Genomic DNA, 25,516 nt, shown 5'->3' with positions numbered 1-25,516 from the left:
ATCCCACGTGACGCACATCCTTGAGCTTTTCCCTGTTGACCCGGCAAATCCACTGACGCTCATGCCGGCGCTCGAAGAGGCGCTGACCGGCCAGCGCACCCTGTTGCCCACTCCGGCCGAGGACCAGACGCGCACGAACCTGCTGCGCAACACGCAGGGCGTGGGCCAGCCGATTGAGGATGACATCGCCCTGGTCGTCGCCACCTCCGGCTCCACGGGCACTCCGAAGGGTGCGATGCTCACCGCCGCCAACCTCATTTCCAGCGCGGATGCCACCCACCAGGCCCTGGGCGGCGAAGGTCAGTGGCTGCTTGCCATGCCGGCCGCCTACATCGCGGGCATCCAGGTGTTGGTGCGCAGCATGGTCGCAGGTGTCACGCCGGCCGCGATCGATCTGACCGGCGGTTTCAGCATCTCCGAGTTCGCCGCTCGCACCCACGAGCTGGCCGACACCGGCGAGCGCACCTACACCGCGCTGACCCCGATGCAGCTGGCCAAGGCCACTTCCACTTTGCAGGGCATTGATGCTTTACGACGCTTCAACGCCGTCCTCATCGGCGGCGCCGCCACCAACCCACAACTTCTCAAATCTGCGCGCAAGCTGCGCATCAACGTGGTCACCACCTATGGCTCAAGCGAGACCTCCGGCGGCTGTGTTTACGACGGGCGCCCCCTCCCCGGCGCGCGCGTTCGCGTGGAGGACGGACGCGTGTGCCTTGGCGGGCCGATGGTGTCGTGTGGCTACCGAGGGGCGTCACCGGATGCCGCCTCCGACCTGCAGGACGGTTGGTTCCGCACCTCTGATGCGGGCACGTTGGAAAACGGCGTGTTGAGCATCCACGGCCGCATTGACAACGTGATCGATTCCGGCGGGCTGAAGCTCCACCCAGAGGTGCTTGAACGCGTCCTGCTAGCAATCCCGGGAGTAACCGGCGCGTGCGTTGTCGGTACTGATGACTACCGGCTTGGCCAGCGCATCTGCGCCGCCTATACGGGTTCCGCCAGCGTGGCGGACATCCTGGACCACCTCGACGAGCTCAGCGCCACCGGCCGACTTCCCCGCTGGCAGATCCCGAAGGACCTCAAACCTGTGCCGGCACTGCCACTGTTGGGCCCCGGCAAGGTGGACCGCCCAGCCGTGCGTGAGATGTTCTAGAAATTGCAAAAGCGGGTCCAAAACCGTTGCAAAAACGGGTATAGAACCGTTGCAGAAGCGGGTCCAAAACCGTTGCAAAAACGGGTATAGTGTTGGCATGTCCTACCATCCAAGGGTTGCTGACCAGCAATTACAAGAACTTCTTGCTGTTATGGGCGGAGTTCTAATTGAGGGACCACGAGGCTGCGGAAAAACATCTACCGCACTTGAGCAATCGAAGAGCTCTGTGCGCCTTGACAGTTCACCTGAACTACCCCAGTTAGCGGACCTGAACCCTGCCGCAATTTTGAATGGACCGACACCCCGTCTGGTCGATGAGTGGCAATTGGCACCGTCACTGTGGAATGCGATCCGGCATGAAATTGATGATCGCCGTCAGCGTGGCCAGTTTATCCTTTCCGGTTCAGCAACTCCCTCCGAAGATACAACGAGGCATTCCGGTGCCGGCCGGTTTGGAAGAATCCGCATGAGGCCGATGAGCCTCGTTGAAAGTGGAGCGTCTTCAGGTGCCGTTTCGCTGGCTTCGCTTGGACCACAAAGCAAGGTAAGTGCGATATCAAAACTGAGCTACAACGACCTTGCGGAAGAAGCTGTTCGTGGTGGCTGGCCTGGGCTGCTAGGGGCAAGCGCACGTCAGGCTGTTATGTTCAACCGCTCGTACCTTGAAAACACTTACGCGGTGGATATCCCCCAGGGCAATGGTGTGCGGCATGATGCGCTGAAGGTTCAGCGCCTGCTTGAATCGATTGCTCGCAATATCGCAGGAGAGGCAACACTTCGCACACTGGCGGCAGACATTTCAGGCCCCGATTCTTCTGTGGACCCAAAAACCGTTTCCGAATATCTCGCCGCCCTGGCCCGTGTATTCATCTTGGACGAGCTACCTGCGTGGAGTGTGGCATTGCGTTCCAAATCTCGCCTACGCACTTCAGCAAAGTTGCATCTTGCAGATCCAAGCCTTGCCTGTGCCGCGCTGGGCATCGGCACGGAAAGGCTGGCAAATGACCCTGAGTATTTCGGACAGGTTTTTGAGTCCATGGTGGTGCGTGACCTTCGCGCCTTGGCGTCGGCAGAATTCGGCCAGGTGTATCACTACCGTGACAACACTGGGCTAGAGATTGACGCCATTGTTGAATACCCCGAGGACGGCAAGTGGGGCGCATGTGAAGTCAAGCTTGGGGCCCGACAGATCCCCCAAGCAGAGGAGAATTTGCTGAAGCTTCGCGACGAACGCGTCGACACCGAAAAAGTCGGATCCCCCTCCTATCTCGCCATCATCACAGGAACCGAATACGCATACACGCTGCCAAGTGGTGTGCATGTCATCCCGCTCGCTGTCCTCGGCGCCTAGCCCCCCCCCACCGTCGGGGGTAGCCAAAGTTTCCGCCCGGGAACTCCCCCGCGCCGCCATCCGACTAATTAACAACCACCCGGAAGCCATCCGGGTCTGAAACTACGGAGGAAGCTGTTTTTATGAAGCGCCCTGCACTTGCAATCGTTACCGCCGCAACGATCGCTCTGTCCCTGACCGCATGCTCCAGCGACAACGCTGACACGGGTGCGGCGGCTACCACTGCTGCTGAATCTTCGGCAGCCACCGCGGCTGCGACTTCGGAGACCACGGAGGCGTCGGCAAGCACAAGCGCTGCTGAGAAGGAAGAGAAGATGGGCGAGGGTGAGGTCCAGCTGCATGACGGCACTGTGCGCGCGAAGGCTGCCGCTGACGCTGAGGGCGGCTCTGCCATGACCGCCATCTTCGGTGTGCTGGAGAACCACCGCGGTGAGGATGTCACCCTGACTGGTTTCACCACGTCCCTGGGTGACGCGATGTACGAGATCCACGAGGTAGTCAACGGCGTCATGCAGGAGAAGCCGGGCGGCATCACCATTCCGGCTGGCGGCCAGGTTGAGCTGAAGCCGGGCGGCGAGCACCTGATGATCATGGGCTACGAACCGGAGATCGCCGCCGGTGAGACCGTCGATGTGACCCTGTTGCTGTCCGACGGCACCACCGCAGAGGTCAAGGACGTTGCCGTTCGCACCATGCTGCCGGGCGATGAGGACTACGGCGACCTGGGCCACGGCGAGCACGGCGGCATGGACCACAGCGAGCACAAGCACTAGGGCTTTTTCGCTTATCGACGCCACCACGCGCACCCCGTAAGGACGCTCCACCAGCACCCTTACGGGGTTTTCTTTACCATTAGGCCAACAGTCTCTTTCGCTCCCCCCGCTTCCCCAGCGCGGTGGATTACCCTTCGGGGTTTTGAATCACCACGGGTTCTACTTTGAAGCCTGGTGATCCATAATCAGCGACCCACCGCAGAAACGGGGTGACGCGCTCGCCTGGCCGCAGGCCCAGTTCAATGTCCTCAATCGCAAACTGGGCGGCAAGGATCTCACCAAGATGCGGCGGCCTCTCCAAAACGAGGCCTTCAAGCGTCGTATTTTCTTTGTAGGTAAAACGCATGGGGTCTCACTCCTCAGCGAAACATCGACGATTCTGCGCACCATCCTAGCTTTGCCAGCTCTACCGCCATGCGTACCCATGTCGGACGTGATGCAAGGTTATTTAAGAGCAGGATCTGACTGTGTTCGTACACTTCATCCCACGCTTCCTTGCCCTTATACTCTTACGAAAAGGAATCGAGAATGGAGGTGCCATGAGAGAAGTTGCAGCCCCGATCCGCCGGACTGCGGAGGATCTAGATCAAGAACTTGCCAGTTTGAAAGAACAGATGGCTCCTCTCTCCGTTGAACATCTCCGTCGCTTGCGAGATGCTGGCGCGATTGAGTACGAAGAAGAGCGTCTTTTAGATAGATACGACGCCTGCATGTGGCTGCGGTACGGAGTAGCGTGACATCGCGCACTTCTCAGAGCCTTGAGCGTGCGGTTCAAGCGTTTATGTTTCAGACCGTCCACCTGCTGGAGACAACGCTGTCAGGCTCCTCCCCAATCGATGCGGAAATTCTTGCTGACGGAGAGCGGGCTTTCGTAGAAGGAACACATCCCGTAACAATCGCCCATTCGGGCAGCGACCGTCTCGTCCTCCGTTACGAGTACTTGATGCGTCTGGACGAACAGTTAGGGCAGCTTGAGATAGAGAAAAGTACGTTCAAGATCGAGTTCCGCGCACTTAAGAAACCAGTTCCCGTCGTACGCTTCGAATACGAGTCGCAAGCTCGGAACAAGCCAAATTCACACTTCCAATTCCATGCTGATTCAGTCCCGCTCGGCTTGTTGCTCGCCCGAGCGGGAAAATACGACACTGCCGCGCAGCAGCAGGATATCCACTTTCCTATGGGCGGTTCTCAATTCCGGCTCCATCTAGCCGATGTCATCGAATTGTTGATATGTGAGTTCGGAGCTGCGTCCGAAAAAGGATGGAAAGAGTCTGTCGTTTTACATCGGAAGCACTTCTACGAGTCAGAGGTAGACAACATTATCCGTAGCAATTTGACTCGTGCTGCGGATTTGCTGAAAGAGTCTGGCTATAAAGTCGAAAATCCCCAATGAGGCTCTGAACCGAATGAACTGCTCCCCTCCGGAGTTTTTCTTTCCCCTTACGCCAAAAGCCCCGCGCGTTCAGGGCAGAATGTAGCGCATGTCCTCATTCGGTGAAGTCCTCGATCAGCTCCGCGATAACCAGCCCCAGGGCAAGTACGGCATTGCGTTTGAGAAGTTGATGGTCAACTTTTTCCAAACGGATCCGGTGCTGTCTGCGGAGTTTGATGAGGTGTGTCGGTGAGATAAGTGGCGCTACAACGGTGGCCAGACGGACACCGGTATTGACCTGGTGGCGCGCCGGCGTGATGACGGTAAGTGGGTCGCCATCCAGGCGAAATTTTACAAACCCACGACCAGTATTCAGAAGCAGAACATCGACTCGTTTTTTGAGGCGTCGGGTCGCTCGTTTGAAACCGAGTCTGCAGTAGAGCACTTCGCGCACCGCTACATCATTTCCACAACCGATAAGTGGTCGAAGCACGCCGAGGCAGCGCTAGAAAACCAGCAGATTCCCACAAGCCGTATTGGTTACAGCCAGATCGCGGAGTCCCCTGTGAACTGGGATGTGGTGTTCCCTGGCTCGGAGATTCACTTCAACCTGTCGCGCCGTGAGACGTTTGAGCCGCGTCCACACCAGCAGGAAGCAATTGACAAGGTCATGGATGGTTTCCGCACGCATGACCGGGGCAAACTAATCATGGCCTGCGGCACGGGCAAAACGTTCACGGCATTGCGGCTTGCAGAACGCGTGGCAGAGGACAACGGCGGCCGCGCACGCGTGCTGCTCCTCGTGCCTTCCATTGCGCTGCTTGCACAGACGCTGCGGGAGTGGACCGCGCAAGCCCGCTTGGATCTGAAGAGCTTCGCGGTGTGCTCGGATAACAAAGCCAGCCGCCAAGCAGAAGATATTGCTTCCTATGACCTTGAGGTGCCGGTATCTACCAACGGCAAGGACATTGCGGATCGCTTTGCATCCGGCAGGCGCGCCAAGGGGCTGAACGTGGTGTTTTCCACTTACCAATCACTGCCCGCGGTGCATGATGCGCAGGCTGCAGGCCTGGATGACTTTGATTTGGTCATCTGCGATGAGGCTCACCGGACAACTGGTGTAACGCTTGCGGGTGCGGATGAGTCGAACTTTGTGCGTATCCACGATGCCGACTACATCAAGGCTGCGCGCCGTTTGTACATGACCGCAACGCCACGGCTTTTCGACGACACCGTAAAGACCAAAGCCGAAGAACACTCCGCCGAGATTGCGTCCATGGATGATGAGGCGATTTATGGTCCGGAGTTCCACCGCCTGGGCTTCGGCGAGGCCGTAGACAAGGGCCTGCTCACTGACTACCGGGTCCTAGTCATGACCGTGGACGAGGACGTTGCCGCAGAAGCCATGGCCCGCAACACCCAAGAGGGTATGAACCTGACCACGGCGTCAGCGATGATCGGTGCGTGGAACGCGTTGGCGAAACGCTCCGGAAAACTGCAGGGCGCCAAGGGTGGCTTTGATGAGGGTGCTGCTCCGATGCGGCGCACCGTTGCGTTTGCGAAGGACATTAAGACCTCCAAGCTGATTGCAAACACCTACCCGGGGCTCATTGCCAGCCACCAGGAAACACTGCGCGAACACGCTGCGACGAATGACGTTTCCTTGCACAACGTGGATCTTTCCGTTGCCGTCCAACATGTGGATGGCGGTATGAACGCCATGGAGCGCGGCAACAAGATCTCCTGGCTGGAAGCCTCGATGGATGAGGAAGAAACCCGCATCCTCACCAACGCCCGCTGTCTATCTGAGGGCGTTGACGTGCCGGGTCTGGACGCCGTAATCTTCTTCAACCCGCGTAACTCCATGGTGGATGTGGTGCAGTCCGTGGGCCGAGTGATGCGTAAGTCTGAGGGTAAAGACTATGGCTACATCATCCTTCCCGTGGCAGTGCCACCGGGGAAATCCCCTTCTGAGGCATTGAATGACAACACGCGTTTCAAGGTGGTCTGGCAGATCCTCAACGCGCTTCGCGCGCATGATGACCGTTTCAACGCCAAGGTCAACTCGATCTCGTTGAACGACAACCTGCAGGATGAACTGCCGATTGTTGTGGACCCGGTGACGGACCCGCGTAAAGATAAGGACGCCAAGGCCGAACTGGATAAGCAGGATCAGGTTGCCGGCTTTGACTCGAACGAGCTCACCGCCCAGCAGATCGCGTTGTTCTCGCTTGAGCAGTGGCAGGAGGCGATCTACACCAAGCTGGTGGACAAGGTAGGCACCCGAACCTACTGGGAAGACTGGGCCGACGATGTCGCGGTGATCGCAGAAAGCCAGATCACCCGAATCAACAAACTTCTTGAAAACGCCAGCCCGACACTTCAACAGGAGTTCGAGCGCTTTGTTGAGGGCCTGCGCAACAACCTCAACGACTCAATCTCTGACGCTGAGGCGATCAGCATGCTCTCCCAGCACCTGATTACCGCGCCGGTTTTTGACGCCCTGTTCAGCGAGCACGATTTCGCCGCCCACAATCCGGTCTCCCAAGTCATGCAGCGCATGGTTGATGCCCTCGACGACAGCAACCTCGATGCTGAGACTGACTCGTTGGAGAAGTTCTATGCCTCGGTGCGTGTGCGCGCTTCTGAGGTCACCAGCGCGTCCGGGAAGCAGCAGGTGATCAAGGAGCTCTACGAGCGCTTCTTCCAAAAAGCGTTCAAGCGTGACGCCGACAAGCTGGGCATTGTCTACACCCCAGTCGAGATCGTGGACTTTATCCTGCGCGCTGCCGATGACGTGTCGAAGAAGCACTTCGGCCGCGGACTTACGGACGAGAGCGTGCACATCCTGGATCCGTTTACGGGCACCGGCACGTTCATGGTTCGCCTGTTGCAGTCCGGGTTGATCGATCCGAAGGATTTGGCCCGCAAGTACGCCAACGAGTTGCACGCCACCGAGATCATGTTGCTGGCGTATTACGTGGCGGCCGCCAACATTGAAACGACGTTTAACGCGTTGCAGGCTGAAGCCGCCAAACGCTGCGAAAGCGCACCCCCCCCCCGTTATGTTTCCTTCGAAGGCATCGCGCTTGCCGATACGTTCCAGATCCACGAGGATGGCGACATCCTCGACCTCACGGTATTCAGGAACAACAACGAGCGCATCGTTCGGCAAAAGGAAGCCCCGATCAATGTCATCGTGGGCAACCCGCCGTACTCGGTGGGGCAGACGAGCGCGAACGATAACAACGCGAATCTGAAGTATCCAACACTGGACGCACGTATCGCGGAGACGTACGCGGCGAAGTCAACGGCGACGAATAAGAACTCCCTGTACGACTCATACCTGCGTGCGTTCCGGTGGGCAACCGACCGAATTGGGGATCAGGGTGTCGTGGCGTTTATTGCAAACTCTGGTTGGCTTGATGGCAACACCAGCGACGGTGTGCGTTTGTCGATGGCTGAGGATTTCACGGACCTGTACGTGTTGAACCTGCGCGGTAATTCTCGGATGGCTGGCGAACAAGCCAAGCGCGAGGGTGGCAATGTCTTCGATATTCGGGTTGGCGTTGCCGTACTGATCGGTGTGAAGGATCCTTCGAGGACCGGCTTCCACCTGCATTATGCGCAGACTGCTGATTATCAGAAGCGTGAAGAGAAGCTGGCGTTTGCAGAGAATGCCTCAGTTGATCAGATTGAGTGGCGTTCAATCACTCCGAACCAGCACGGTGACTGGTTGAACCAGCGCAGTGATGAGTTCGCAACCTGGCCGGTCATCGGCGAGAAGAATCAAAATGTGACGACATTTTTTGACGTCTATTCCGCAGGCTTAAAAACTGGCCGTGATGCGTGGTCGTATTCTTCTTCAACCGCCCAACTCGTAGAAAACATCGGAACGCACGTTGCGAACTACCGCCAAGCGCAAGACCTGTTGCGAAGTGGTGGGTTCGAGGAAAGTAAGCGGGGTGTCGATGCACTGTTTGCCCAGCATCCTGCGTTAGTCGACAGCACGCAAGGTTCATGGAACGTCAACCTGAAACAGGAGTTAGCCCGCGGAACAGAGATTACGGTCAATACCGACCGTGTCTACACCTCGTTGTACCGCCCGTTTTTCAAACAACGTAATTACTTCGCGAAAGAATTGATCGATAGACAGTACCAGTTGCCGTCGATGTTCCCGACGCAGCAGCACCACAACATCGGGTTTGATGTGATGGCGCCACGCGAAGCGGTTCCTTTTGCACTGTTGGCTACCGATGTACTCCCGGATCTTTCGTTCTTTACTTACACTGCCCAGTTCTTCCCCCGTTTCACCTGGGAGTCCGTGGATGCTGAAGATGGTGGGCTGTTTGGCGAGGGAGCGTCGATAAGCGAGGGCGAGCCCTCCATTTATGGGCAGGTCGGTGAGGTCGTTGCGGGGTATGTGCGCAAGGACAACATCACTGACGAGATCAAGGCGCTCTACCGCGACGCGCTGGGTGCCGATGTCACTGGTGACGATATCTTCCACTTTGTCTACGGCAAGCTGCACGACCCGAACTATCGGGAGGCGTACGCGGCGGATTTGAAGAAGATGCTGCCGCACATTGAAACGCCGGGTTCGCGTGAAGAGTTCGACAAGTTTGCGCGTGCCGGCAAGGAACTCATGGATCTGCACGTTGGGTACGAGGATGTGGAGCCGTACCCGCTGGACATCGCGGTCAAGGGCGACGAGTCCGACCCAGATACCTGGCGTGTGTTGAAGATGAAGTGGGCACGTAAGAAGGACCCAGAGACCGACAAGAACGTCAACGACGTGACCAAGTTGATCTACAACAAGCGCGTCACCATAAGCGGGATCCCGGCTGAGGCTGATGAGTACATGCTGGGTTCGCGTTCCGCGCTGGCGTGGTTGATTGACCGCTACCAGGTGAAGAAGGACAAGGCATCCGGGATTGTCAACGACCCGAACGATTGGGCCGATGAGGTTGGCAACCCGCGCTACATCGTGGACCTGATTAGCAAGGTGACGCGGGTTGCGGTGGAAACGGTGCGGATCTTGGAGGGGCTGCGAGAATAACGCCGTTTGGTTCATTGACAGTTGAGGCTCGAGAGAGCGTGGCTTCATCGCGAAAATCGAAAAGCGGTGTGGTGGTCCCTCAACCGCCAGGTTGGCTTTGAACACCTCACCGAAGATCCGGGTCATAGCGGACGTGTCATCCACCTCGACCTCAACTCATCAACCGCACCCTCAAGTCTGCATGCGTCTTTAGACGCTTTCCTGGCGTCATCACCAATCTTCAAACCGAAAGCAGAGTCAGCCATGAGAGGCGTATCCCTCACTTGAGCTATGTAGCTTTTAGGCTACACTTGGGCGTGTGGAGATCATTTCCAGCAGCTTGTTTGACGCCTGGTTAGGTGAACTAAAAGACAAACATGCTCAGCGGCGCATTTTGTATGCAATAGCACGATGCGAAGCACACGGAAGAATGATTGGAGACATCAAACCCGTTGGCGAGAAGGTTAGCGAGATGAGATTTCATTTCGGGCCCGGCTATCGGGTGTACTACACCCGACTAGGCGCAATAACGGTTTTCCTGCTGGCCGGAGGAGATAAATCCAGCCAGGATAAAGATATTCGAACCGCTCAAAAGCTCGCACAACAGGTAAGGGAGGAACAGTCGTGAAGGAAGTAACATTTTCAGCGTTCGACGCAAGCAAATACCTCGATAGCCAAGAAGCAATGAACGATTACCTGGCTATCGCACTCGAAGACGGCGATACGAAAACCGTACAGGTGGTTTTGCGTGACATTGCAAGAGCACACGGCATGAGCCAGCTCGCTAAAGAGACTCAACTCAACCGTGAATCCCTCTACAAGTCACTATCAAAAGACGGTAACCCGTCCTTTGCGGCTATCACGAAAATCATGAAAGCCCTAGGGCTCAAAATAACTCTCGCTACACAAAATGCCTAGATACCTACTGGAATCACATCACCAATAAACCAAACGTGTCTCTGCTCAGTCCGTCCGGCCTCTATCCGCCGATCAGTGGTGGGGCGCTGAGCCTGCGACCAGGCCCGTTGAATACGATCCGGGAAACGCTCGGCGGAGGGATCAGCAACGGTGGTGCGTGTGGTCTTGCGTCGGAGTACACCCGCGATTCCAAGGATATTCATGAGGCGTTGCACCTGGTCACGGCCAATGTTCCAGCCTGCCCGGTGGGCGGCTTTCCATAGTTTTCGTCGCCCGTAGACCCGCCGATTGGCCCGCCACAGCTCAAAGAGCCGGTGCGCGGTGTAAGCCTCGTCCAGCTCGGCAGGGGTGGGCCCGAAACCACGGGCCTGGAAGCGGTAGAACGTTGCTGGTGAAATAGCGTATTCATGCTCGTTGAGCACGCGGCACATCCGCTCGATGGAATACAGGTGCCGGTGAGTGCGGAGGAAGTCCACAATCACTTTAGTTTGCGGTCGAGCTCCGCCTGGGCGAAAAAAGCTGAGGCCAGTTTCAGGATCTCGTTGGCTTCTTTGAGCCGGGCATTTTCCTTGCGCAGGGTGATAAGTTCCGCGTCTTTCTCGGCATCGGATTGCTCGACGGCGGCGTCTACCTTCTTCTCTTCTGCGCGTACCCAGTTGCGGATAGTCGATGTTTTGATGCCGATGACAGCTTCGACAGCGCGTAGTGCGGCTGCCTTGGATGAAGCGCCGTCAGCGAGCTCCTCGAAATACAGGCGCACCGCCCGCTGGCGGGTCTCCTGATCGTAAGGGCTGATAGCCATGATGTTCCTCCTGTGTTACATCATGCCCTCTCACCAACCCAGGCCGGTTTAATCAACCCGCCCGACAGGCCATGATCTGCCAGCCATAACACCGCCTGAAACACCACCGGTGGAACACGCACGCGATACCCGCGGCGCATATCTGGGTGGGTCTGCCCAGTTCAGCATGGAAAACCTCACGAAGAAAGGACCCCTACAGTCATGACACAGCCACAACCAGCATCAGCATCAGCGCGCTTTCCTGATGAATCGATCCTGCCTGTCTTTACCGATCTACGTATGACGGCTTTTGGCCGAACCGTGATTGATATTGCAGCAGATCCCATCTTCGACTCGTGGAGCTTTTCTGACAAAGTGCTCTACGCGCTGGATAAAGAAGTCGCGGCCAAGCGTGAACGACGAGTCAACAAATTACTCAAAGCATCCCGATCGCCAAATCTCGATGCGTGTATCGAAGACATCACCTACACACCCGGCCGCAACCTCAACAAAGAGCAAATCACCAGACTCGCTCACTGCCAATGGTGCCAAAAAGCGCAAAGCATTGTCATCCTCGGCAAATCATCCGTCGGCAAAACATACCTGGCCCAAGCACTCCTTACCGCTGCGTGCAGAAACGACTACTCTGCTCGTTTCTTCCGCACAGACACCCTGGCCAACCAGCTGATGGTGCTACGCCATGATGACACAGCACGCATGGAGTTTCTTCAAGACTTACACCTGGCAGACGTACTCGTACTTGATGACTTCTTAACAACGCCGATTGATGCTGCCACAGCACACCAGCTGCTCAACATTCTTGCTGAGCGTGAACACCGGGGATCAACCATTGTCACCTCCCAGTTCACACCCGATGAGTGGTACAAGTCCATCCCGGATGCTGTCATCGCCGAGTCGATACTGAATCGGCTTGTCGTTGGCGCTGAGATCATCACACTCGAAGGACCAAACATGCGCCTCGAAGCCAATACGCAGTAGCGGCTCATAGTCAACGCCCGGGTGTTACCCGATACTCACTCGGGCGTTACTGGATACTCACCACAGTGTTACTAAATCCGTGGTCCTAACAGCTATCGCGTCCCCATTCGTGGCCATGTCTCAGTCGTTTAGCAAGCAGGCGAATACGCTCTGGTACGAGATTTTCGATGTCGTCAAAGACAACTCGCTGGTGGACTACTCGGGGCCGACTCCTGCGGATAACATGATGGAACGGCTACTTCAGGCACGCTCATAGTTATTGGCGTAGTGCGGGTACGGTCTGGGCGTAGATGACGACCACTGCAATCAAGGCGATACAGACGGCGAAGGGTGCCAGCGGGTTCCACCCGTAAAGGGCGGTCGAAGCCAGCGGGGCAATCGCGTACGCCAACCCATTATTAGCGTTGATGATGCCAGCCACTGCGCCTTGCTCATCTGCACTCATCTTCAAGGTTGGGCCAGTGTTGTACCCGGGCATCGCCAGTCCCATACCTACCCCCAGCACGATACACCCGACAACCAGTAAAGCGTGCGAGGAGGTAGGCCAAATGAGCACAGTTGCAACTAGTGTAATGGCCAGACCAGTACGTAAAAGCTTCGCTGCTCCCCACCCTGTCTTTGGAGCAATCACCGCTTGGGCAATGATCATGGTCACGCCCATGATGGTCAGGTAAATCGCGGAAATACCTGCGGTCGCAGTTGCCGACAGGGCGAAGCGGTCTTGGACAGTGAATCCAAAAATCGTAGCAACAGAAGAAAACACAAGAAACATCACCAGACCAGTTGCTAGCCAGGGAGCTACACGCGGATCAGTGAAGCGAATCCGTTGAGGCTTTGCAAAAAGTTGCCCTCGGCTTTGAGGTGCGAAACTCACCAAGAGAACAACCAGACCAATCACCATCACAACGGGCATGACCACCAAGGGCAAGAGCAGGCCACCAGCAGCGGCTAACACACCTCCAGTAACACCTCCAACAATGGAGGCCATCCCTTGAGCCGCTCCAATCATGCCCAGTGCTTTTACCCGCCCGTTCTCGCTGGCAGCATGCGTGACCAGGTGGGCTTGCGCGGTCGGGGCGATCGCTGAAATCCCTCCACCATAGAGCAAACCACGAGTGATCACAACACCAAAAACTAGTCCGACACCGCCAACTACCTGGTTCATCCCCAGGTAGGAGACAATACCGAAGGCGCTCAAAGCGATGATCGCGATCACAAGCCCAGCAGCGAGTACACGTTTAGCGCCGACACGTTGGGAAGCTCGCCCCCAATAAGCACTCAAGCTCGCTAGTACAATCGCTGCCAAAGAGATAGTGGCGCCAATATGCCATTCCCGCAATCCCATCTGTCGTGACAGTGGCGCGATGATCGGATTGAGAATCATTTGCCCCATAAAGGCGAGAAAAACGATTCCCACTACCAGGTTCGCTTGCGCTGCTGGATCAATAGAGCTCTGTGTCGGCTTATTACTACGAGGGTCGGGCATCACTACACTCCATTACTAGAACACTGTTTCACTTAGGGATATTGTAGAATGGTGTTCTAGTAAGGGTCAAGGAATAAGTTAGGGTCACCTTATGGACACTGTGCTAACGGGGCGAAGGGCTGGGCTATCACGCGAGCTGATTGTCAAACAAGCTGTACAGTTAAGCGCGATCAGTGGCGTTGAGGGATGGTCAGTACGGGACATTGCCCGTGAACTGGGCGTGGTTCCCTCAGTGATTTATCATTATTTTCCAAACAAGGAAGCCATTTGTGATGCTGTTGTAGACCGGGTATGTGTCGGGATTGAAGTTCCCGACCCGGACCTTGAATGGAAAGCCTGGTTTCGAGCTATGGCTCACAATCTACGCCCCGCATTGTTAGCATATCCGGGGATTACCGACAGGTTCGCGCGGGGCAAGTTCACCGAACAGTTTTTGCCGATGATCGATGGAGCCTGGGCCAAACTACAAGAAGCTGGGTTTGGTGACAATTCGCCTGTGGCCTACACAATTATCGCGAACTCGATCATCCACACGATCGGAGCGAGAAACCTGCGCGCATCCAATCAAATCCAGCCTCGCCACAACCTGCACGAAATGCTTGTCAGGCTTGAGCCTATGATGGCTCAATCTGTTGGACTGACCAGTATTGTCAACTCTTACCTGGAGCCTCTCTCACACCCTGATGAAGAAGAAGCGATGTCCGAGGAATACTACGACCTCGTCATCGATGTGATCCTAGACGGCATCGAACACACCCTGCTGCCTTAACTCTGACTCACTTCTCAATCATCGTCTTAGTGAGCGCCCGCACAGCTGTGTACTTCAACACAGCGGATGTAGCCCAGTTGATAAGCCGGGTCAGTTCACGTTCACCCCTCGCGTTCTCATGGTCACAGAGACGGTTAAATAGTTCTTCCTGATACGGATTATTCATGGTGTGCCCTTCATCCAGGTATGGGTAAAGGGAGCCAAGGCACACACCCTGACCCCCTTCGCTGCCTGCTACGGGCTAGCGTCTACTCGGTAGCACCCGCCGTGGTCGGCTCCACCACATCCTGTTCAGCCGTCGCCAGCACCTCCGGGCGGAACACGGAACCGCCGTACACCTGGAGGCCCGTAATCGCACGGGTGAAACGGAACGGCAGCATGGACGATTCCGCCACCTCCGTGATCTGGTAGCCGAACGCGGTAGCCATCGGGTGGCCCGCAATGACACCTCACGGCCCGCCACCGTCGGCACCGTCGGCGCGGAAATGATGCGGAACCCGAGCAGGCGACCAATCTCACCGTTCAAGAGATTGCTGTTGTTCACTGCCTTGCCCAGGCGCTCGTCGTACAGCAACGCCGATTCCATCTCCGGGCCAACCATCACGAAACGGCCATCTTCGGAACCGAAGTGGCGTTGAGTTTCTTACGCAGCGCCACCAGCGTCTTGTACGCGTCCTTCTTCTCAATGTCGAGCGGGAGGGTGCCCACCTTGTTGGAGTTCTTCACTCCGTCCTTCATGAGCTTGCCGATGTAGGTATCGACCTGCTCGGAGATGCCTTCCACTGCCTCGCTGACTGCCCCCGGCTTCACGTCCAGAGCAGACTGGACGGAAGATACCAGCGGAATCTTGAAGTTAAAGTAATCGCCCTAGTCGATCTTGAACTTGCGGTCGCCGAACTCAAGGTCTTCAACAACCATGTCTTCGGACTCGTCGTACGATTCAAAAATGTCTCGCGGACGGTGATTGAACGCACTGATCACGATATTCGTATCGATGAGGTACACCTATGCGACCTCCTGCATACGAGTAACCGCATTCTTCAGCGTCGCAGTCTTTGCAATGCCCAGTTGGCGCGAAGCTTCCTCTTGAGAAATTGCGCCATCTGCATATGCGCCGGTTACGGTGTCCAAGAACCGGCCACCCAGCCGAGACTTCAACGTGACGAAGAAGTCACCGCCTCCACTAACAATCGGAGGCGTAGGGTTCGAGGGACGTTGCCGAAGGAATTCCTGCACTTGTGGTTTGCCAAGGCGGCGCTGCCCCACAAGGGACCACAGTGTCGTATCCGCGCTTACCCGGTACGCATCGTATGCCCATTCAGTGATGTGTTTCAGATCGGGATTTCTGTCCCATTCCTGCAACAACGCATGCTGCGGCAGAAGCAGGGCAGCTGCAAACCTGTTACACCATCGCTCTACATCGTGATGATCGTTCATGGCTCCAGTGAGCCCTTCTGCAGCGAGTAGCACGTGGCCTAGCTCGTGAGCAAGGCTAAAGTACTGCCCAACTTTGTAATCACTGCCGTTGATGAAGATCAAGGGGTAAGCACCATCGAGCAGTGTGAAAGCACGAAACTCGTCGATGTCGAGTTTGCGGTGGTTGTTATTTCCAAGTACGGAGTTTCGCATCACCAAGACACCGCAGTGCTCAATTGCCTCCGCTAATTCCAGCACATTCTCTCGACCAGTAGCCGCCCTGCCTGGCTTCCATCCAGCATCGGCGAGCTGAGGAAGTAATGCACGCACGGCATCGTCCGGGTTATCACGTAATGTCCATTCGCCACCGAAACGTGGGGGCTCAATGCCTTCTGCACGAGCAAATTCGGCGTACCAACCCAAACGCCGCTCACAGGCGTAAATCGTTTCCTTCAACTCCGGGCTGAACTCGGTTACTTTCTTACTGTCTACGGTGCGGAAATCTGGAAAATCCGGTTGGTCATCCGTGGGGTCGTCGAGAAGCAGGTATCCAAACGGGATACATGCAAGCGATGCCAAGTGCTGAGCCTGACGCAGCGTCGGGGATACCTCCCCTTCCAGCCATTGCTGGACCAACCGAAAATCGCTTTTTTGGGCAAGTTCTTCAACCGTGACGCCGGTCCGCTGTATGGCCCAACGCAACGTCGATGCTGCAATGTCGACTCGAACAGTCATCACTCACCTCCCGCTAGTTACGTAGTTTTTACCCTAGCGGAGGAGCCCAACAAACATCTCCGGGGAGCTACAGCTATCAAATTGATACAAACGAGTTTTCATGCCTGCGGAACTAGCCTCGCTCATGCTAGGGTCCATGTCAATCGTTCAGCCCGCCTCCGAGCCAAGCTCAGAGTGTGGGCTGGATTTCTTATTGCAATCTGGCGGATCCCTTCGTACTCCGGCATCGCCCGCACCGTCACCGCGCTGACCTGAGTTGGTCGACGGGAAGGGGTCGATGCGAAGCTCGGCCCCACCCCGGAATGCACTGCTACGCCCGTCATCGACGGACCGGGAACGAACATAACAACATAAAAACGAAAGAACCCCCAGCGTTGGAAAGAGGAGCTCGGCTTCAAGGTCTGCGTTGTCTACTTCCCAGCAGGCAAACTCCTCCCCATCAATGACGACAACCGGCACGCGATCGCCGTATTGGGCGGCGTTGTCGGGGTCCAGGTCGACGTCGACAAGCACTAGCTCCGTGTCACACTTCTCCACCACCGGAGCAATCTGCGCCTCCACCCGCTCGCACGAACCGCACGTGGAGCGCACCATCAGCTCGACCGTCTTCATCGCAACTCATCTTCATCGTGAAGCGTCCTGGGTTCCGTTCCGCTTACTAAACACCCAGCATCTGCACGTACGGTGCACCGTTACCGGAAGCGGTGTAGACCGTGGCACCGCCCTCACCGATCGCGATCGCGCCGACCGCGTCACGGTTGCGCACCATGGCTCCGGCCCCGCCACCGCCACCGGCACCCCGTCCGGACCGGAGCTGAAGGTGTTCACGCGTAGCAGGGGTGGCTCGTGGACGTGTTTATCGATGGGTTGCGGGCGCAGGTCGAAGGGGCGTCGTAAAGCAAAGGCCCACAATGCACTGGTGGCCTGCTTGGCCCGGATTTCGGGTATACCTGAAACTATGCTCAATTCCGGCGTAAATTTCAGGTATATTCGAAATCTATGAGAGTCCTGCACCCACGGCAGCAGTACCTGGATAACCTGCTGGCAGTCACCGATAACGACTTCGTGCGCATCATCACCGGCGTGCGCCGCTGCGGAAAATCGACCCTCCTAGAGTTGTACCGTCGCCACCTGCGCGAGCACGGCACCCCGGAAGACGCCATCATGGTGATCAACTTCGAGGACCAAGCCAACGCAGCGCTGCGGGAACCGAACGCTTTCCACGATGCCGTCAAGGAACGCATCGCAGCCGGCCTGCGCTACCTCCATGTCGATGAGGTGCAGGAACTGGAGGATTGGGCGCGCGTGATCAACTCACTGCGGCTCAATGAGCAGCTGGAGATCTGCGTGACCGGCTCCAACGCCTCCCTGTTCGTTGGCGAGTCGCTGACCTATTTGGCGGGGCGCTACATCGAGATCCCGATGCTGCCGCTTTCCCTGGCGGAGTTCATGGAGTTCCGCTACTCGGCGGACGAGCGACCGGGCCTTGATCGCGCGTTTCAGGAGTGGGTCACCATCGGTGGCTTCCCCGCTACGGTGCAGCTCGCGGACCCGGTGGTGATTCGTCAGGCGAACTCCTCACTCTTCGATTCCATCTTCACCCGCGATATTTGCCTGCGCGGCCAGATCAGGGACACCGACGCTTTCCTGCGCGTGGCCCGCTTCCTCTTCGACAACGCCGGCAACCCGGTGTCCACGAATCGCATCGTGGGCCACCTCAAGCACGAGGGACTCAAGGCGTCGAGTGAAACCGTGGACCGCTACCTCGGCCTGATGTCGGACGCGCACCTTATTTATCAGTGTCGGGATTACGACACGAAGGGCAAGCGGTGGCTGAGCACCAACGGCAAGTTCTACTTCGTCGACCCGGGGTTGCGCACCGCGCTGCTCGGCTCCCGCGCGTTCAACTTCGGCCACGACCTGGAGAACATGGTCTATCTGGAGCTTCGCCGCCGTGGCTACCAGGTTTCCACCGGCAAGGTACCCGGTGGGGAGATTGATTTCATCGCCAATGACGGTCAGCGCACGCTCTTCGTCCAGGTGGCGCTCACGGTGGCTGAGCCTGCAACGCTCGCGCGCGAGCTCGCGCCGTTCGATACCCTGCCCACCGGGTCCCGCTGCGTCCTCGTAACGACGGACCGCTTCGCCCCCGACACCGGCAACGTCTCGTGGCGCGACGCCATCGAGGTGCTGGCGGGCGCGGCGCTAGACTAGCGCTTCGTAACAAAGCTACTGAAACTCCTACCCGTCGCCCCCCGCTTGGTAGTTACTGCCCCAACATCTCGTCGATAAGCGAGCGCACGCGATTGTCAATGTCGTCACACACAAGACGCATGCGCTGCATGCCTTCGATGCCGCGGAGCGAGGGTTCGTCGGTACGCCAGCGCTCCAGCGTGCCGCGGGCATCATCGGGCATGTTCACCTGCGCGTCTTCGCCGAGTACCACGACGCGATCAACGCTGCGCAGCAATTCCGGATCGATAGGTTTGGGCGCACCGTGCGACATGTCAGCGCCAGCCTCTGCGATCGCCTCGACCGATTCCTGATTCAGCGACGTGCCAGGTTTGGTCCCGGCGGAGTGGATGCCGAGCTGGCTACCCGCATGCTTCTCGGCGAGCGCCGCCGCCATCTGGGACTTTCCGCCGTTGCCAACGCACACAAACAGGACTGAAGGCTTCACAACGTCTCCTTAGGACAACTTGGGCAAGGTGGGATCGCCCGGGAACAGTTTTCGGCCCGACCCCGCGCATGAGGTAGACGAGGCCGACGAGGATAGGGATCTCAATAAGCGGCCCGATGGTGCCCGCCAACGCCTGGGCGGACGTGGCGCCGAAGGTGCCGATGGCCACTGCGATGGCCAACTCGAAGTTGTTGCCCGCCGCAGTAAAGGACACGGAGGCGGACTGGGCGTAGCCCATCCCGAATGCCTTGGACACCACAAGTGCAATAGCGAACATGCCAACGAAGTAGCACAGCAACGGAATCGCCACCCGTGCCACCGTCCACGGTTGGGAGAGAATCTGGTCGCCCTGCAACGAAAAGAGCAGGACGATTGTGTACAACAGACCGATCAACGCGAGCGGGGAGATCCGGGGCAGGAAGGTGTTTTCGTACCAGTCGCGACCCTTGGTGCGCTCGCCGATGATGCGAGACAGCAACCCGGCCAACAGCGGGATGCCCAAAAAGACCAGCACGGAAGACACGATTGCCCAGAAGGAGAACTCCACCGAGGTGGTCTCCAAACCCAGCCAGCTCGGCAAGATTTGCAGGTAGAACCAGCCGAGCACCCCGAACATGACCACTTGGAACACCGAGTTGATGGCTACGAGCACTGCGGTGGCTTCACGGTCGGCGCAAGACAGGTCCGACCACACCAGCACCATAGCGATGCAGCGGGCGAGGCCGACGATGATTAGGCCAGTGCGCAGCTCCGGCTCATCCGGCAGGAAAATCCAGGCGAGCGCAAACATAAACGCGGGGCCGACAATCCAGTTCAAGATGATTGAGACGGTCATTAACCGTTTGTCGGTGGCAATCTCGCGGGTCTTGTCGTAGCGCACCTTGGCCAAGGGCGGGTACATCATGACCAACAGGCCGAGCGCGATCGGAAGCGAGATGCTTCCGACTTCGAGACTCTCAAGTGCGCCCGAAAGCCCCGGCACTGCCCGGCCAAGGGCGAGGCCCGCTGCCATGGCGAGCATGATCCACACCGGTAGGAAGCGGTCAAGAAATGACATACGCTCTACTGGCTGAGAGGTTGTGTCTTCCATCTGGAATCCTTATCAATTGACGGCATTCAAAACGAACACTAAGCCTCATATTTATCACCGTCAATATGACCAGGTAGGAAGCATGGAAGATTACGTCGCCCCTACAGAAAACACTGACCGCGACTGCTGCTCGCTGGGCTCCGGTCTGCTCTCCGAAGCCGACGCGACGCGTTACGCGGACCTATTCAAAGTTTTAGCGGACCCCGGCCGGCTACAACTTCTCTCCAGAATCGCCGAAGAGGGCTGCGAGCCGATGAGCGTGGGCGAACTCACGCAACTCTCGGGGCTAAGCCAACCGACAGTTTCCCACCACCTCAACATGCTTACCAAGGCCGGCCTCCTAGAAAAGAGCCGCCAGGGCAGGACGGTCATACACCGGCTGCGCCCGGAGCTGTTCGAGGAACTTCGCACCGTGCTGCAGATGGACTGAGGCTAACGGGGCCCCACGTCCTCTGCTGAATACGTCGCCGCAATCTGGGTGTCGTTGCCGCCGGGCAGTTCTTGGAAGGTGCCAACTTCACCCTCGATCCGTGTGCGATCAGGGAAATGACGGTATCCCCACTGGTGAGGAAGGCAAGGTCGACGCCGCTAGTCCTGTTATGTCCATAGGGTTTTTGGACATGGAGTCCGGTGTCTTTTTGGACACGGAATCCATGGCGTTCTTGGAAATTGCTAGCAGACCATCATGAACCACGCTGCCTGCTAGCAGATAACGAAAACAGGCTTGCAAAACCCCAGGTGAAATGTGTAGACACAGCACCGCTTTCGTGTTGTGTGCTAGTAGAACCCCACGAACCACGCTGCCTGCTAGCAGACAAGTGCGAGCAGACAAGTGCTAGCAGACAAGACGCCGCTAGCCCACGCCGCTAGCCCCATTCGCCGCGAAAGGGCATGATAGTTGCCATGACCAACGTGCATTCGGGCGCAAGCAAGAACCCCTTCACAGACGCAATTGACTGGAAAGCGTGGTGGCAAGCGTCGCGCCCCCACACCTGGCCGAACGCGTTCGCGCCGGTCGTCGCCGGTACGGGTGCCGCGGCGTACTGGGGTACTGAGGGCCCGCACGTGGGCAAGGCGCTACTCGCGCTCCTTGTGGCCTGGGCGTTGATCGTTGGCGTGAACTTTGCCAATGACTACTCCGATGGCATCCGCGGTACTGATGAAGACCGCACGGGCCCAGCGCGCCTGACGGCGTCAGGAACGGTGCCGCCGGAAACCGTCAAGCTCGCGGCATTTGTGGCGTTCGGTGTAGCTGGGGTGTTCGGGTTCATCCTGGCGGCAACTTCATCGTGGTGGCTGCTGTTGGTCGGCATTATCTGTATCGCCGCGGCGTGGTTCTATACGGGCGGCTCGCGTCCCTACGGCTACGCCGGCTTTGGCGAGCTGGCCGTGTTCATCTTCTTCGGCCTCGTCGCCGTAATGGGCACGGAGTTTGTGCAGACCGGATTCCTCTCCAGCGAAGGCTTCCTGTGTGCCATAGCGATCGGGTCGATCTCGGCCGCGGTGAATCTGGCCAATAATATTCGTGACATCCGCACGGACGCCGCCGCCGGCAAGAAAACTCTCGCGGTGCGCATTGGTGATTCTGCGTCTCGAACCCTGTTTACCGTCCTCACCCTCGTCCCATTCGTAGTCACCATCCTGCTTGGATTCAGTACCCCGCTGGTGTTTGTTGGGTTTGCGGGTTTGCCGTTTGCGGTGGCGTCGATAGTAATTGTGCGCCGCGGCGCAACTGGCAAGGACCTGATCCCCGTGCTGGGGATGAACGGCAAAGCGATGCTGATCTGGTCAATCACAACAGCCCTCGGCTTGGCGTTCTTCGGTGCTTATTTCTGGGGCCAGCCAGTCCCCTACACCGAAGGCGGCGCCGACTTCGGGTGGTCCATGCACCTGCCTACGGCTGGCATGCCATTCTAATGGCGTAGGCTGTCCGACATGCTTGATGTCTTAACCGGTTTCTCAATCATCTTCGTGGTGATTGGTGCCGGTTTCTTTCTTGCCCAGAAAGGCATCATTCGTCAAAACAACCGGCTGATGTTGAACCAGATCGCGTTTTACATCGCCACCCCTTCGCTGATTTTCTCCAGCGTCGCGGTATCCGACACCAGCGTGTTCTACTCCAAGGTGGTTGGGGTGGTGGCGGTGGCGTCCGTAGGCATCATGGTTTTGTACTGGCTGTTGAGCTTTTTTGCTTTTAAACGCCCAGTCGCCGAAACCATGGCCGGCGCCGCCAGCTCCAGCTACTACAACTCCATCAACATTGGACTGCCAATTGCCACCTACGTGATCGGGGATGCCACCTATGCCGTGCCCGTCCTGGTGCTCCAAGTAGCAATCCTCACCCCACTGATCATCACCGGCCTGAACTGGGGCGGCGCCGAAAAAGGCGCGACTTTGAAAGCAATCGTGGCCGGCCTGACCGCGCCGATGGTCATCGCCGCTATCGCCGGTTTCGTGGTGTCCGCCTCCGGCTGGACGGTGCCCGAACCCATAATGGCGCCGCTAGAGATCCTCGGCGGTGCGTCCATCCCGCTGATCCTGATGAGCTTCGGCGCCTCCTTAAAGGGCGACGGCGTCCTACACGAGGAGCGCGTACCAACCCTGGTTGCCTCCACCCTGAAACTGGTAGGCATGCCGGCGATGGCGTGGGCCATCGGCCTGGCGTTTGGGCTTAGCGGCAACGACCTCTACGCCGCTGTCATCCTCGCCGCCCTGCCAACCGCGCAGAACGTGTACAACTACACCGCCACCTACCGCGTCGGCGAAACCGTGGCCCGCGACACCGTCTTCATCACCACATTCCTCTCACTGCCGGCAATGCTGGTGATCGCGCTGCTGTTCGGGCACTAGCGCTTTTAGCGCTGGGCGAGCTCGCCTTCGATCCACTCCTTGCGCGCCTGGCGCTGCGCCTTGAACTGCGCAAGCGCCTCCGTCGCCTCCACACGCTGCTTGGTAAAGACCAGCATGGACAGCGGGAACGCCACAATCAACGCCAGCAATGCAGAGATAATCAACGGCACCGGCGCGCCAATCAACATGGCCACGCCCTGGATCACCACCGTCAGCGCCAAAAACAGCAGCAAACGGTACAAGCCGTAGATGGCGGCCGCCTTGTTTGCGCGGGCGCGGGCGTTCGGGTCAATGGTTGGTTGCGTATCGGTCACGCTTCCCAACCATAATGCGACGACTAGTAATGTTGGAATCTATGGGACGCGTACTTCTCATCCTCCTTGTCATCCTTGCCGTCTACCTCATGTGGCGCGCCTTCGGCCCGGGTTCCGCCGAACGCTACGGAACCCGCGCCCCCGAGCAACGCCCGGCCATCAAAGGCCCTGATGATGACGAAGAGTTCCTCTGGAACATTGAGAAGAACCGCTTCAAGGAACGCCGCGCGAAAGAAGAGGCGGAACGGCGTAAGAAAGAGGAAGAGGAGCGGCGGAAGCGTCGAGAAGAAGGGCAGTAGCGGGGGTTGCCCGGGTGCCGCGCGTGGGCTGGCGCTGAAAACAAATGCGAAATCTTTCAGCGTCCTGCGGTTTTCTAGTCACATCCGTAACAAATCGAAATGTTTGCAATGAGGCCAGTGTGACAGGTGGGGTTAGCGCTGGTCAGGGGGGTTTCGGGGCTAGGCGCCGGTACCAGAGCCGGGCGTGAGCGACAGCCGGAGGCCGAGCACCTCAGCAACCGCGGCGACTTTCTCCCAGCGCACGCCCTCGCCACCATGCTCGATGGTGTGCAGCGTGGAGCGGGATACACCGGCAGCGCTGGCAACGTCCTGCTGCACGCGGCCAAGTTCGCGGCGCTGGGAAGCCAGCTGCTCCCCCAGCGCCAACAACGTCGGGTTGCTGCTGGCGGGTTTGCCCACCTTATTGCGCGGCTGACTCCTAGGCGTATCCCTGGGCTGACTTCTTGGCTGACTGCGCGGTTGCCCCTTCGCCACACTGCCACTGCTAGTCACCGCGCAGCCCTTCCTCTTCGTCCAACACCGCCGGTAGGTGGTGTTGGGACCAGGTGAGGGCGTGACGTACGCCGTCGATAAGCGAAAGCTCCGGGGACCAACCAAGAACCTCCAAAGCTTTGGTGGTGCGGGTGGCGCAGCCGACCACATCTCCGTCGCGCGGCGGGGCGGTGCGGATGTCCAGGGGTGTGCCGGTGGCCTCGCCGAAGGCCTGGGCAAGTTCGAAGACCGTGGTGCCCTGGCCGGTGCCCAGGTTGATGGTGGTGTGGGCGTGAGAAGTCTCGGCCAGGAAGCGCAGCGCCGCCACATGCGCACGCGCAAGGTCCCACACGTGGACGTAGTCGCGCAGGCCGGAGCCGTCACGAGTCGGCCAGTCCACACCCGTGACCGTAAACGGCTCGCCGGCGGTGTGCGCTTCGATCATCTTGCCCATCGCATGCGTGGGGTGCGGGTTCTGCAGGCCGGTGCGCATCTTCGGGTCGGCGCCGATGGGGTTGAAATATCGCAACGACAGCGAGGTGATCGCAGGCGTGTCTTCCAGCACGCGCTCCACCATCCGCTTGGAAGCAGCATAGGGGCTCAGCGGGTTGACCGCGCTGTGCTCATCCACCATGTAGTCCGGGCCTGGCTCATACATGGACGCCGTGGAGCTCAAAATGAACCGCGTGATGCCGTGGCGGTCCAGGGTCTGCAGCAGCTCGATGCTTTTGGCCACGTTGTTGTGGTAATACGCAAGCGGCTTTTCCACGCTTTCCGGAACGACAATCTTCGCCGCGCAGTGAATCACCGCGTCAATATCAGGATGCTCGGTGGCGATGCGGTGGACCAGGGCGGCATCTGCGATATCGCCCTCGTAGTAATCAAAACGCTGGGCGAAGGCGCGAAGGCCGGTAGAAAAATCGTCCAGAATCACCGGCGTAATACCGCTGTCCGCGCAGCAGCTGGCGATGGTGGAGCCGATATAGCCAGCCCCACCTGTAATCAGGACCTTCATGGT

Annotated in this window: 28 protein-coding genes and 3 pseudogenes; 15 read left to right on the top strand and 16 right to left on the bottom strand. The window is 58.1% G+C overall.

Features of this window, described 5'->3' with window-relative positions:
- Positions 1-7 precede the first annotated feature (7 nt).
- The 3 genes from menE to I6I71_RS04395 all read left to right on the top strand — a co-directional run bounded on the left by menE (position 8) and on the right by I6I71_RS04395 (position 3,280).
- A complete protein-coding gene (gene menE / locus I6I71_RS04405) occupies positions 8-1,156 on the top strand; it encodes an o-succinylbenzoate--CoA ligase (protein ID WP_236587394.1) in 1,149 nt (382 codons plus the stop codon).
- A gap of 97 nt (positions 1,157-1,253) precedes the next feature.
- The gene (locus I6I71_RS04400) at positions 1,254-2,507 is read left to right on the top strand and encodes an ATP-binding protein (RefSeq protein ID WP_101733791.1); all 1,254 of its coding nucleotides are present in this window, start codon (positions 1,254-1,256) and stop codon (positions 2,505-2,507) included.
- A 122-nt stretch (positions 2,508-2,629) separates the two neighbouring features.
- Positions 2,630-3,280 carry a copper chaperone PCu(A)C gene (locus I6I71_RS04395; RefSeq protein WP_201822565.1) on the top strand — a complete coding sequence of 217 codons (651 nt, stop codon included), beginning with the start codon at positions 2,630-2,632 and terminating at the stop codon, positions 3,278-3,280.
- 127 nt (positions 3,281-3,407) lie between these two features.
- Here the strand turns inward: I6I71_RS04395 and I6I71_RS04390 are convergent, their stop codons facing one another.
- Positions 3,408-3,626 (bottom strand): hypothetical protein, encoded by a 219-nt coding sequence (locus tag I6I71_RS04390; protein WP_052205457.1) that lies wholly within the window; start codon positions 3,624-3,626, stop codon positions 3,408-3,410.
- 387 nt (positions 3,627-4,013) lie between these two features.
- Between I6I71_RS04390 and I6I71_RS04385 the strand changes: the two genes are divergently transcribed.
- Complete coding sequence (locus I6I71_RS04385; protein ID WP_201822562.1) at positions 4,014-4,673, top strand: hypothetical protein; 660 nt, start codon at positions 4,014-4,016, stop codon at positions 4,671-4,673.
- Positions 4,674-4,761: 88 nt separating this feature from the next.
- Positions 4,762-9,711, top strand: a pseudogene (locus tag I6I71_RS04380) (DEAD/DEAH box helicase).
- 122 nt (positions 9,712-9,833) lie between these two features.
- Here the strand turns inward: I6I71_RS04380 and I6I71_RS12165 are convergent.
- The gene (locus I6I71_RS12165) at positions 9,834-9,956 is read right to left on the bottom strand and encodes a hypothetical protein (RefSeq protein ID WP_269090349.1); all 123 of its coding nucleotides are present in this window, start codon (positions 9,954-9,956) and stop codon (positions 9,834-9,836) included.
- 53 nt (positions 9,957-10,009) lie between these two features.
- On the opposite strand from I6I71_RS12165, the gene I6I71_RS04375 reads away from it, so the two are divergent.
- Both I6I71_RS04375 and I6I71_RS04370 read left to right on the top strand, forming a co-directional pair.
- Complete coding sequence (locus tag I6I71_RS04375; protein ID WP_070482101.1) at positions 10,010-10,318, top strand: type II toxin-antitoxin system RelE/ParE family toxin; 309 nt, start codon at positions 10,010-10,012, stop codon at positions 10,316-10,318.
- Entirely contained in the window at positions 10,315-10,608 is a 294-nt protein-coding gene (locus I6I71_RS04370) for an addiction module antidote protein (RefSeq protein ID WP_004009166.1), read from the top strand. Before I6I71_RS04375 ends, I6I71_RS04370 begins: the two co-directional genes overlap by 4 nt.
- On the opposite strand, the gene I6I71_RS12035 is transcribed toward I6I71_RS04370, so the two are convergent.
- Complete coding sequence (locus I6I71_RS12035; protein WP_236587393.1) at positions 10,605-11,084, bottom strand: IS3 family transposase; 480 nt, start codon at positions 11,082-11,084, stop codon at positions 10,605-10,607. The genes I6I71_RS04370 and I6I71_RS12035 overlap by 4 nt on opposite strands.
- 2 nt (positions 11,085-11,086) lie before the next feature.
- Positions 11,087-11,410, bottom strand: coding sequence for a transposase (locus I6I71_RS04360; RefSeq protein ID WP_052204545.1), 324 nt, complete (start codon positions 11,408-11,410; stop codon positions 11,087-11,089).
- 201 nt (positions 11,411-11,611) lie between these two features.
- On the opposite strand from I6I71_RS04360, the gene I6I71_RS04355 reads away from it, so the two are divergent.
- Both I6I71_RS04355 and I6I71_RS04350 read left to right on the top strand, forming a co-directional pair.
- Positions 11,612-12,388 (top strand): ATP-binding protein, encoded by a 777-nt coding sequence (locus I6I71_RS04355; protein ID WP_201822560.1) that lies wholly within the window; start codon positions 11,612-11,614, stop codon positions 12,386-12,388.
- Positions 12,389-12,503: 115 nt separating this feature from the next.
- Complete coding sequence (locus tag I6I71_RS04350) at positions 12,504-12,644, top strand: hypothetical protein (protein ID WP_201822558.1); 141 nt, start codon at positions 12,504-12,506, stop codon at positions 12,642-12,644.
- Here the strand turns inward: I6I71_RS04350 and I6I71_RS04345 are convergent, their stop codons facing one another.
- Positions 12,645-13,874 carry an MFS transporter gene (locus I6I71_RS04345; RefSeq protein WP_201822556.1) on the bottom strand — a complete coding sequence of 410 codons (1,230 nt, stop codon included), beginning with the start codon at positions 13,872-13,874 and terminating at the stop codon, positions 12,645-12,647.
- A gap of 91 nt (positions 13,875-13,965) precedes the next feature.
- On the opposite strand from I6I71_RS04345, the gene I6I71_RS04340 reads away from it, so the two are divergent.
- Positions 13,966-14,643, top strand: a complete 678-nt coding sequence (locus I6I71_RS04340) for a TetR/AcrR family transcriptional regulator (RefSeq protein WP_201822554.1) — start codon at positions 13,966-13,968, stop codon at positions 14,641-14,643.
- Positions 14,644-14,650: 7 nt separating this feature from the next.
- Here the strand turns inward: I6I71_RS04340 and I6I71_RS04335 are convergent, their stop codons facing one another.
- From I6I71_RS04335 to I6I71_RS12030, 6 genes and pseudogenes are all read right to left on the bottom strand, one after another.
- On the bottom strand, positions 14,651-14,809 hold the full coding sequence (locus tag I6I71_RS04335) for a hypothetical protein (RefSeq protein ID WP_201822552.1): 159 nt from the start codon (positions 14,807-14,809) through the stop codon (positions 14,651-14,653).
- A gap of 82 nt (positions 14,810-14,891) precedes the next feature.
- On the bottom strand, positions 14,892-15,071 hold the full coding sequence (locus I6I71_RS04330; RefSeq protein ID WP_052205466.1) for a hypothetical protein: 180 nt from the start codon (positions 15,069-15,071) through the stop codon (positions 14,892-14,894).
- A 172-nt stretch (positions 15,072-15,243) separates the two neighbouring features.
- Positions 15,244-15,453 carry a hypothetical protein gene (locus tag I6I71_RS04325; RefSeq protein WP_201822550.1) on the bottom strand — a complete coding sequence of 70 codons (210 nt, stop codon included), beginning with the start codon at positions 15,451-15,453 and terminating at the stop codon, positions 15,244-15,246.
- Positions 15,454-15,510: 57 nt separating this feature from the next.
- The gene (locus tag I6I71_RS04320) at positions 15,511-15,648 is read right to left on the bottom strand and encodes a hypothetical protein (protein ID WP_201822548.1); all 138 of its coding nucleotides are present in this window, start codon (positions 15,646-15,648) and stop codon (positions 15,511-15,513) included.
- Positions 15,649-16,794: an ImmA/IrrE family metallo-endopeptidase gene (locus tag I6I71_RS04315; RefSeq protein ID WP_201822547.1), complete on the bottom strand. Its 1,146-nt coding sequence runs from the start codon at positions 16,792-16,794 to the stop codon at positions 15,649-15,651.
- Between the two features lie 384 nt (positions 16,795-17,178).
- Positions 17,179-17,406: pseudogene (locus tag I6I71_RS12030) on the bottom strand (glutaredoxin family protein); the annotation flags it as partial.
- 387 nt (positions 17,407-17,793) lie between these two features.
- On the opposite strand from I6I71_RS12030, the gene I6I71_RS04305 reads away from it, so the two are divergent.
- A complete protein-coding gene (locus I6I71_RS04305; RefSeq protein ID WP_201822536.1) occupies positions 17,794-19,008 on the top strand; it encodes an ATP-binding protein in 1,215 nt (404 codons plus the stop codon).
- 52 nt (positions 19,009-19,060) lie between these two features.
- Here the strand turns inward: I6I71_RS04305 and I6I71_RS04300 are convergent, their stop codons facing one another.
- Positions 19,061-19,423, bottom strand: a complete 363-nt coding sequence (locus I6I71_RS04300) for an arsenate-mycothiol transferase ArsC (RefSeq protein ID WP_201823337.1) — start codon at positions 19,421-19,423, stop codon at positions 19,061-19,063.
- A gap of 60 nt (positions 19,424-19,483) precedes the next feature.
- Positions 19,484-20,564: pseudogene (gene arsB / locus I6I71_RS04295) on the bottom strand (ACR3 family arsenite efflux transporter).
- An 82-nt stretch (positions 20,565-20,646) separates the two neighbouring features.
- Between arsB and I6I71_RS04290 the strand changes: the two are divergent.
- From I6I71_RS04290 to I6I71_RS04280, 3 genes are all read left to right on the top strand, one after another.
- A complete protein-coding gene (locus tag I6I71_RS04290; protein WP_201822534.1) occupies positions 20,647-20,994 on the top strand; it encodes an ArsR/SmtB family transcription factor in 348 nt (115 codons plus the stop codon).
- 473 nt (positions 20,995-21,467) lie between these two features.
- On the top strand, positions 21,468-22,481 hold the full coding sequence (locus I6I71_RS04285) for a 1,4-dihydroxy-2-naphthoate polyprenyltransferase (protein ID WP_201822532.1): 1,014 nt from the start codon (positions 21,468-21,470) through the stop codon (positions 22,479-22,481).
- 18 nt (positions 22,482-22,499) lie between these two features.
- Positions 22,500-23,414 (top strand): AEC family transporter, encoded by a 915-nt coding sequence (locus I6I71_RS04280; RefSeq protein ID WP_201822530.1) that lies wholly within the window; start codon positions 22,500-22,502, stop codon positions 23,412-23,414.
- 5 nt (positions 23,415-23,419) lie between these two features.
- On the opposite strand, the gene I6I71_RS04275 is transcribed toward I6I71_RS04280, so the two are convergent.
- Complete coding sequence (locus I6I71_RS04275; RefSeq protein WP_201822528.1) at positions 23,420-23,728, bottom strand: DUF4229 domain-containing protein; 309 nt, start codon at positions 23,726-23,728, stop codon at positions 23,420-23,422.
- A gap of 41 nt (positions 23,729-23,769) precedes the next feature.
- Here I6I71_RS04275 and I6I71_RS04270 point away from each other — a divergent pair, with 41 nt between their 5' ends.
- On the top strand, positions 23,770-24,027 hold the full coding sequence (locus tag I6I71_RS04270; protein WP_070495063.1) for a hypothetical protein: 258 nt from the start codon (positions 23,770-23,772) through the stop codon (positions 24,025-24,027).
- A 159-nt stretch (positions 24,028-24,186) separates the two neighbouring features.
- Here the strand turns inward: I6I71_RS04270 and I6I71_RS04265 are convergent, their stop codons facing one another.
- A complete protein-coding gene (locus tag I6I71_RS04265) occupies positions 24,187-24,426 on the bottom strand; it encodes a helix-turn-helix domain-containing protein (protein WP_236587392.1) in 240 nt (79 codons plus the stop codon).
- Positions 24,427-24,511: 85 nt separating this feature from the next.
- Entirely contained in the window at positions 24,512-25,513 is a 1,002-nt protein-coding gene (galE, locus tag I6I71_RS04260) for a UDP-glucose 4-epimerase GalE (RefSeq protein ID WP_201822524.1), read from the bottom strand.
- Positions 25,514-25,516 lie beyond the last annotated feature (3 nt).

The sequence above is a fragment of the Corynebacterium riegelii genome (assembly GCF_016728505.1).
Lineage (GTDB): Bacteria > Actinomycetota > Actinomycetes > Mycobacteriales > Mycobacteriaceae > Corynebacterium > Corynebacterium riegelii.
Note: the sequence above shows the minus strand (reverse complement) of the source record. Positions and strands in the feature narration are given on the sequence as shown.